6 protein-coding genes are annotated in these 6,211 nt (G+C 73.2%); 4 read left to right on the top strand and 2 right to left on the bottom strand.

The features are described 5' to 3' along the window. Positions 1-570: 570 nt before the first annotated feature. Positions 571-1,263, bottom strand: a complete 693-nt coding sequence (locus GT045_RS37895; protein WP_161336985.1) for a PH domain-containing protein — start codon at positions 1,261-1,263, stop codon at positions 571-573. Positions 1,264-1,399: 136 nt separating this feature from the next. Between GT045_RS37895 and deoC the strand changes: the two genes are divergently transcribed. From deoC to GT045_RS37910, 3 genes are read left to right on the top strand one after another with little or no spacing between them, the layout of a single operon-like run. Beyond that, complete coding sequence (deoC, locus tag GT045_RS37900; RefSeq protein ID WP_161293633.1) at positions 1,400-2,359, top strand: deoxyribose-phosphate aldolase; 960 nt, start codon at positions 1,400-1,402, stop codon at positions 2,357-2,359. After that, the gene (locus GT045_RS37905) at positions 2,359-3,795 is read left to right on the top strand and encodes an aldehyde dehydrogenase family protein (protein ID WP_161293635.1); all 1,437 of its coding nucleotides are present in this window, start codon (positions 2,359-2,361) and stop codon (positions 3,793-3,795) included. Before deoC ends, GT045_RS37905 begins: the two co-directional genes overlap by 1 nt. After that, a complete protein-coding gene (locus GT045_RS37910; RefSeq protein ID WP_161293627.1) occupies positions 3,788-4,672 on the top strand; it encodes an aldehyde dehydrogenase family protein in 885 nt (294 codons plus the stop codon). The genes GT045_RS37905 and GT045_RS37910 overlap by 8 nt, the downstream gene beginning before the upstream one ends. Before the next feature lie 193 nt (positions 4,673-4,865). Here GT045_RS37910 and GT045_RS37915 read toward each other — a convergent pair whose 3' ends face one another. Continuing rightward, the gene (locus GT045_RS37915) at positions 4,866-5,273 is read right to left on the bottom strand and encodes a hypothetical protein (protein WP_161293630.1); all 408 of its coding nucleotides are present in this window, start codon (positions 5,271-5,273) and stop codon (positions 4,866-4,868) included. Positions 5,274-5,400: 127 nt separating this feature from the next. On the opposite strand from GT045_RS37915, the gene GT045_RS37920 reads away from it, so the two are divergent. Continuing rightward, a complete protein-coding gene (locus GT045_RS37920) occupies positions 5,401-6,036 on the top strand; it encodes a uridine kinase (protein WP_345942881.1) in 636 nt (211 codons plus the stop codon). The last annotated feature ends 175 nt before the right edge of the window (positions 6,037-6,211 follow it).

The raw sequence follows: 6,211 nt of genomic DNA on the forward strand, positions 1-6,211 counted from the left end.
GCCGGGCACCGGAGGCCACGCGCGCCCCGCCGCCCTTCCGCCGCTGTCACCGCGGAACGGCGGCAGGGGCGTCTCCCGGCCGCAGCCGCCGCCCTCCCGGCGGTCGCCGTCCTCCGCGCCGCCGCCCCGGGACACCCACGAGCCCCCTCCCTGCGCCCCGTCGGCCTTCACCGGCGGGGCGCTCGGCGTGGGGCCGCCACCAGCCCCCGGCAGACCACGGGACAGCACCCCCGCGCCTCACAGGGAGGGCGGGCGAATCCGGCACCCGGCAGACCGCGGGACAGCGCCCCGCGCCTCGCAGGGAGGGCGGGCGGATCCGGCACCCGACAGACCACGAGAAAGCGCCCCCGCGCCTCACAGGGAGGGCGGGCGAATCCGGCACCCGACAGGCCGCGGGACAGCACCCCCGCGCCTCACAGGGAGGGCGGGCGAATCCGGCACCCGACAAGCCGCGGGGCAGCACCCCCGCGCCCCACAGGGAGAGCGGGCGAATCCGGCACCCGACAGACCACGAGAAAGCACCCCCGCGCCTCACAGGGAGGGCGGGCGGATCCGGCTGTCGGCCGGGCCTCAGCCCACGGCCAGCAGGATCGCCAGCAGCACCGCTCCGGCGACCGCGGGTGCGGCCACCTCGTAGGCCCAGCGCACGGTCACCTCGCCCTGCGCCGGCTCGGTCTGCGCGCCGCGCTCCCAGAGTTCGCGCAGGTCGTCCATGACCTGGTCGGTCTCGGCGCGGGTCGGCCCGGTGTCCGGACCGCGCAGGCTGAACCCGCCGAGGCCGAAGCCGCCCGGCCCGAGGCCGCCGCCCCGTGTCCCTCCCCCGGCCGCGTCCGCCGCCGCCCGCTGCTGCCGGCGGGCCGCCTTCTTGCGGGCGCGCATCGACACGGGGATGGCCCACAGCTGGTACTTGGCCCCGGACGCGGTGAGGGCCTCGTTGGAGTAGCCGGAGCGCAGGCCGGCGACCTCGCCCCAGGGCAGGGTGATCACCCGGAAGGGGTTGCGGACCCGCAGCCGCTCCTCGTTCGCGAAGACCGCCGGGCGCAGCGTGAAGGCGAGGATCAGCGGCACGATCAGGATCAGGCCGGCCAGCGCCAGCCACGGGGTCCGGCCGTGGCCTTTGAAGAGTGCGTCGAAGCCCAGCCAGAGCACGACCAGGAGCAGCAGCACACCGCCCGCCAGCCCCAGGGGCGAGCGGTAGATCCGGTCCTTGGCGGTGGGCGCCGGAGGCTGTGACGCGGGTGACGGGTGGTCCGGGGTGGTCATGGGCCCGATTCTGCCCGACGCCGCCGGACAGGGGACCGGGAGCCCGGCAACCGGCGCTCATCTGTGATCTCACACGCGGAGAGGAGCACCGGGGGTGTACAGCCGCTACGCGCGTAGATATGCTCGTCTGGTGACCATGCCCACTACCGCACCCACAGCTCACGCGCTCGCAGACGTCACCGCGTCCGACAGCACGCTGCGCCGCTTCCTCCACGGGCTGCCCGGCGTCGACGCGGTCGGCCTGGAGGCGCGCGCCGCGTCCCTCGGCACCCGCTCCATCAAGACCACCGCGAAGGCGTACGCCATCGACCTCGCCATCTCGATGGTCGACCTGACGACGCTGGAAGGCGCGGACACCCCGGGCAAGGTCCGGGCGCTCGGCGCCAAGGCCGTCCATCCCGACCCCACGGACCGCACGACGCCCACGACGGCCGCGGTCTGCGTCTACCCCGACATGGTGGCCGTGGCCAAGGAGGCCGTCGCCGGCTCCGGCGTCCTGGTCGCCTCCGTGGCCACCGCCTTCCCGGCCGGCCGCGCCGCTCTCGACGTGAAGCTGGCCGACGTCCGTGACGCCGTAGCCGCGGGCGCCGACGAGATCGACATGGTCATCGACCGGGGCGCGTTCCTGGCCGGCAAGTACCTGAAGGTGTACGACGAGATCGTCGCCGTGAAGGAGGCCTGCGGGACGAGCGCCCGGCTGAAGGTCATCTTCGAGACCGGCGAACTGTCGACGTACGACAACATCCGCCGCGCCTCCTGGCTCGGCATGCTGGCGGGCGCCGACTTCATCAAGACCTCCACCGGCAAGGTCGCCGTCAACGCGACCCCCGCCAACACCCTGCTGATGCTGGAGGCGGTGCGCGACTTCCGCGCCCAGACCGGTGTCCAGGTCGGTGTGAAGCCCGCCGGTGGCATCCGCACCACGAAGGACGCCGTCAAGTTCCTGGTCCTGGTCAACGAGACCGCGGGCGAGGACTGGCTGGACAACCACTGGTTCCGCTTCGGCGCCTCCTCGCTGCTCAACGACCTGCTGATGCAGCGGCAGAAGCTGGCCACCGGCCGCTACTCCGGTCCCGACTACGTGACGGTGGACTGATCTCCATGGCTTTCGAGTACGCACCCGCCCCCGAGTCCCGCGCGGTCGTCGACATCGCGCCCTCGTACGGCCTGTTCATCGACGGCGAGTTCACCGACGCCGCCGACGGCAAGGTCTTCAAGACGGTCTCGCCGTCGACCGAGGAGGTCCTCTCCGAGGTCGCGCAGGCCGGCGCCGAGGACGTCGACCGTGCGGTGCGGGCCGCCCGCAAGGCGTTCGAGAAGTGGTCGGCGCTGCCCGGCTCCGAGCGCGCCAAGTACCTGTTCCGCATCGCCCGCATCATCCAGGAGCGCAGCCGTGAGCTGGCCGTCCTGGAGACGCTGGACAACGGCAAGCCGATCAAGGAGACCCGCGACGCCGACCTCCCGCTGGTCGCCGCGCACTTCTTCTACTACGCGGGCTGGGCCGACAAGCTCGACCACGCCGGCTTCGGTGCCGACCCGCGCCCGCTGGGCGTGGCCGGCCAGGTCATCCCGTGGAACTTCCCGCTGCTGATGCTGGCGTGGAAGATCGCCCCGGCTCTCGCGACCGGCAACACGGTCGTGCTGAAGCCGGCCGAGACGACCCCGCTGTCCGCCCTGTTCTTCGCGGACATCTGCCGCCAGGCGGGCCTGCCCAAGGGTGTCGTCAACATCCTCCCGGGCTACGGCGACGCGGGCGCCGCGCTCGTCGGGCACCCGGACGTGAACAAGGTCGCCTTCACCGGCTCCACGGCCGTCGGCAAGGAGATCGCCCGCACGGTCGCGGGCACGCGGAAGAAGCTCACCCTGGAACTGGGCGGCAAGGGCGCCAACATCGTCTTCGACGACGCCCCGATCGACCAGGCCGTCGAGGGCATCGTCACCGGCATCTTCTTCAACCAGGGCCAGGTCTGCTGCGCGGGCTCCCGCCTGCTGGTGCAGGAGTCGGTCCAGGACGAGCTGCTGGACGCCCTCAAGCGCCGCCTGTCCACGCTGCGCCTCGGCGACCCGCTGGACAAGAACACCGACATCGGCGCGATCAACTCCGCCGAGCAGCTGTCGCGGATCACCGCGCTGGCCGAGCGGGGCGAGGCGGAGGGCGCCGAGCGCTGGTCCCCGGCCTGCGAACTCCCCTCGTCCGGTTACTGGTTCGCGCCGACGCTGTTCACGAACGTCACCCAGGCGCACACGATCGCCCGCGACGAGATCTTCGGCCCGGTGCTGTCGGTCCTCACCTTCCGCACGCCGGACGAGGCGGTCGCCAAGGCGAACAACACCCAGTACGGCCTGTCCGCCGGCATCTGGACCGAGAAGGGTTCCCGGATCCTGGCCGTCGCGAACAAGCTGCGCGCCGGTGTCGTCTGGTCCAACACGTTCAACAAGTTCGACCCGACCTCGCCGTTCGGCGGTTACAAGGAGTCGGGCTTCGGCCGCGAGGGCGGCCGTCACGGCCTGGAGGCTTACCTCGATGTCTGACCGTCTGAGCGTCTTCAAGACCTACAAGCTGTACGTCGGCGGGAAGTTCCCGCGTTCCGAGAGCGGCCGGGTGTACGAGGTGACGGACTCGAAGGGCAACTGGCTGGCCAACGCTCCGCAGTCGTCCCGCAAGGACGCCCGGGACGCGGTCGTGGCCGCGCGCAAGGCGTTCGGCGGCTGGTCCGGCGCGACCGCGTACAACCGCGGCCAGGTCCTCTACCGCGTCGCGGAGATGCTGGAGGGCCGCAGGGAGCAGTTCGTCCGGGAGGTCGCGGACGCGGAGGGTTTGTCGAAGTCGAAGGCGGCGGCGGTCGTCGACGCAGCCGTCGACCGCTGGGTCTGGTACGCGGGCTGGACCGACAAGATCGCCCAGGTGACCGGTGGCGCCAACCCGGTGGCCGGCCCGTACTTCAACCTGTCCTCCCCCGAGCCGACCGGCGTGGTCGCCGTGCTGGCCCCGCAGGAGTCGTCCTTCCTCGGCCTGGTGTCGGTCGTGGCCCCGGTGATCGCCACCGGCAACACCGCGGTCGTGATCGCCTCCGAGAAGGCCCCGCTCCCGGCGCTCTCCCTCGGTGAGGTGCTGGCCACCTCCGACGTCCCGGGCGGCGTGGTCAACGTGCTGTCCGGCCGTACGGCGGAGATCGCGGCGCCCCTCGCCGCGCACCAGGACGTCAACGCGATCGACCTCGCGGGCGCTGACGAGGCGCTGGCGAAGGAGCTGGAGATCGCGGCGGCCGACAATCTGAAGCGGGTGCTCCGTCCACAGGCTGTGGACTACTTCGAGACGCCGGGGACCGAGCGGATGACGGCGTTCCTGGAGACGAAGACGGTCTGGCACCCGACGGGTTCGCTGGGCGCGTCTGGCTCCGCCTACTGACGGGACCGGTGCGGGCACCCGACGGGCTCACAGGGCGCGTCGGGCTCCGCCCACCGACGGCCGGTGCGGGGGCTGCCGCCGACCGGCCGTGGCCCCTGGGGACTGTCGCCGCCCGGCCGTGGCCCCTGGGGGCTGCCGTCGGCCGCCCGGCCGTGGCCGGTCGCGCGGTTCCCCGCGCCCCTTCGGGGCGCCTTCAGTGGCGGCCCAGCACTCCGAGGGCCTGCCCCACCACGGGGACGCTTCCGAGGGAGCTGGCCTGGGCCAGCGGCGCGGTGAGCATCTGGGTCCCGGCGGGCTTGAAGTCGGCGACCTGGGTGCCGATCCCGTTGTCCAGCGGGTCGACACCCGTACCCGCCAGCGGGTTGGGCTTGAGGCCGGCGACCGGTCCGGTGACGTAACCGACCGTGCCGGTGAGCGCCGTAAGGCCCGCCTGCGGGTCGATCCGGCCCAGCGAGGTGGGCCGCCACGGCACGTTCAGGAGCTGGGAACCGGCGTCCGCGTGAGCCGTGGCCGCGCCCGCGCCCAGCGCCGCTCCGGCGGCGGCGAGGGCGACCAGGGCGCGCTGCGCGGTGGGGTGCTGGGGAGAGGTGTGTCGGGCCATCGCTGATGCCACCTTCTGGTGCGCAGGGTGATGCTGTCGACACCGAGGGTAGTTGAGGTGTGACTCACGCTCAAAAGCCGACCCGCGGGGTCGGCAGGGCGCTCGCCATGCATCAAACTGGTGTTCCGTGAGCATTCATCCTCCGGCCCCCGCCCGTGTCGTGCTGCTGTGCGGCCCCTCCGGCTCGGGCAAGTCACTCGTCGCCGCCCGTTCCGGGCTTCCCGTGCTGCGCCTGGACGACTTCTACAAGGAGGCCGGCGACCCGACCCTGCCCCTGGTGCAGGGCAGTTCGGACATCGACTGGGACCACCCGGAGTCGTGGGACGCGGACGTCGCGGTCGAGGCCATCGCCCGGCTGTGCGCCACGGGGACGACGCCGGTGCCGGTGTACGACATCGCACTGAGCGCCCGGACCGGCGAGGAGCCGCTGCACATCGGCCGTACGCCGCTGTTCATCGCGGAGGGCATCTTCGCCGCGGAGATCGTCGGACGGTGCCGGGAGCTGGGCCTGCTCGCGGACGCGCTGTGCCTGACCCGCGGGCCGGTCACCACCTTCCGGCGGCGCTTCCTGCGGGATCTGCGGGAGGGCCGCAAGTCGGTGCCGTTCCTGCTCCGCCGCGGCTGGCGGCTGATGCGCACGGAGCGGTCGATCATCGCCCGCCAGGTGTCCCTCGGCGCCCACGCGTGCGGCCGGGACGAGGCGCTGGGCCGGCTCGCGGCGGCGGCGGCCGGCCGGCAGGTACGGCAGCGGACGACGGCCTGAGGCTCGAACGGAAACGCGGAGCGGGACCGGTCGGACCCCCCGGCCCACCGGTCCCGCTCCGCGTGCTCCCCCGCTTCCCCCGTGGGCCCGCCCCCGGCGAGCCCCGTTCCCCCGTGGGCCCGCCCCCGGCGAGCCCCGTTCCCCCGTGGGCCCACCCCCCGGTGGCCCCGGTCCC

This window comes from Streptomyces sp. SID486, assembly GCF_009865385.1.
Lineage (GTDB): Bacteria > Actinomycetota > Actinomycetes > Streptomycetales > Streptomycetaceae > Streptomyces.